Source organism: Thalassospira sp. UBA1131, from assembly GCF_002311515.1.
Taxonomy (GTDB): Bacteria; Pseudomonadota; Alphaproteobacteria; order Rhodospirillales; family Thalassospiraceae; genus Thalassospira.
The window spans coordinates 20,051-21,861 of sequence record NZ_DCAO01000063.1; the positions used below are offsets into that span (position 1 = coordinate 20,051).

Sequence of the window (1,811 nt, forward strand, 5' to 3'; positions counted from 1 at the left end):
GGCGCGTCCTTGCTGTTGCTTGGGCTGTCGGCGGGATTGTCGCCAAAATCAAAGCCGCCTTGCGCCGCGCCACTGACATGACCAAGCGGGATGTAGCAGCCATTGCCGGGCTCGGTCGAAAGTGAAACGCCGACCAGCTTGGCAGTATGGGCATCAAGTGATGTGGTTTCGGTATCGACCGCGACGGTGCCAAGATATTCGGCTTCGGAAATCCAGTGCTTTAGGCGGTCTTCATCCTGCACCAGTTCATATTCGGCCTTTTCGACCTTGATATCATTGACGCCAACACCGGCCGCTGTCGGGCTATCAAACTCAACATCGCCGCCGAATTTCGACTTTACTTTAGAAAGCAATGATTTAAAGCCGTGACTTGCGATGAAGCTTAAAAGAACTTCGGGATCGGGTTCACGCAATTCGAAATCACCCAGCGGTTCGACCACCGGCACATCGGTTTTCAGCGTCACCAGATCGCGCGAAATACGGGCAAGCTCGGCATTTTCAATCAGCTTTTCACGGCGCTTGGGCTGTTTGATTTCACCGGCGCGCTCCAGTAGAGAATCAAGATCACCATATTCATCAATAAGTTGAGCGGCGGTTTTAATGCCAATACCGGGCACACCCGGCACGTTATCAACAGAATCGCCTGCAAGGGCCTGAATATCAATGACCTTGTCCGGGGAAACGCCGAATTTCTCCAGAACTTCGGCAGCACCGATGGTGCGATTCTTCATCGCATCAAACATTTGCACCCGATCGGTGACCAACTGCATGAGGTCCTTGTCCGAAGACACGATAATCACGTCGGAACCTTCTGCCTCGGCCTGGCGGGCATAGGTCGCGATCAGATCGTCGGCCTCAAAACCTTCAAGTTCGATCGATGGCAAATTAAACGCACGGGTCGCATCACGGATCAGGCCAAACTGCGGCACCAGTTCTTCGGGGGGCGGCGGACGATGGGCCTTGTAGTCGGGATAGAAGTCGTTGCGGAACGACTTGCCCTTGGTGTCAAAGATCACCGCCATATGGTCTGGTTTGGTATCTTCGCGCAGCTTCATCAGCATGGTGCAGAAGCCATAGACCGCATTCACCGGCGTGCCATCGGGGCTCGTCATCGGTGGCAGGGCGTGAAAGGCGCGGAAAATAAAGCCGGAACCGTCAACCAGAACGACGCGACGCGGGGATTTGTCGGCGGACGAACCGGTGCTGGACGGGGCGGAATCTGTCATGCGTCTCGTGCTCTTATACTCGTTAAAAGATTGGCCGGAAGAATGCCCGATCCCGGCCTGTAAGTCGAGTGCCGCCTGCCGTAAACAGGCAAAAACAACCAAGGCTGCTGACAGTTTTGCGCTTGCGAATGCCAAGGGTAAGCTTGCGTGGCTCAGATATCATTTCGAAATCATAACAATATTGCTAAAACCCTCATTTTCCGGGTTTTTTGGCATCATTCTTCTTTGTGCTTATCAGCTTGCCCCGGGATTGCTATGGTAGCGGATTACTTCATCCCAAGGGACATGGGAGAGCGGGTTCGTGGCCCGGAAAACGAGCAAGCCGGAATTCTTGCCAAAAGGCATCGGCGTAGAAACTGCAGGTCCGGCGCGTGAGCTTTCAGATGACATGAAGCTCGCCACCCGGAAAGGCAAAAAGCAGAAAGACCGTCGCAACGCGAACGGTGGTGGATGGCGCAGCTTTTTTAGCGTCACTGCATGGCTGCGCTTTATCCTGACCTTTGGTACTTTTGGCCTGATCGTCCATGGCCTGTTTGTTGTCTTTGGCATTTATGAACGCAATCAACGCCTTGCCAACTTTGATCA

2 protein-coding genes and 1 pseudogene are annotated in these 1,811 nt (G+C 53.8%); 2 read left to right on the forward strand and 1 reads right to left on the reverse strand.

Features of this window, described 5'->3' with window-relative positions; genetic code table 11:
* On the reverse strand, window positions 1–1,226 hold a 1,226-nt coding region (locus tag B3Z49_RS09560), incomplete at its 3' end, for a 5'-3' exonuclease H3TH domain-containing protein (protein ID WP_296990359.1).
* Between B3Z49_RS09560 and B3Z49_RS09565 the strand changes: the two genes are divergently transcribed.
* Window positions 1,225–1,488, forward strand: coding sequence for a hypothetical protein (locus B3Z49_RS09565; RefSeq protein ID WP_296990361.1), 264 nt, complete (start codon window positions 1,225–1,227; stop codon window positions 1,486–1,488). The two genes, B3Z49_RS09560 and B3Z49_RS09565, sit on opposite strands and share 2 nt — an antisense overlap.
* A 39-nt stretch (window positions 1,489–1,527) precedes the next feature.
* Window positions 1,528–1,811 (forward strand): annotated as a pseudogene (locus B3Z49_RS09570) (hypothetical protein); the annotation flags it as partial.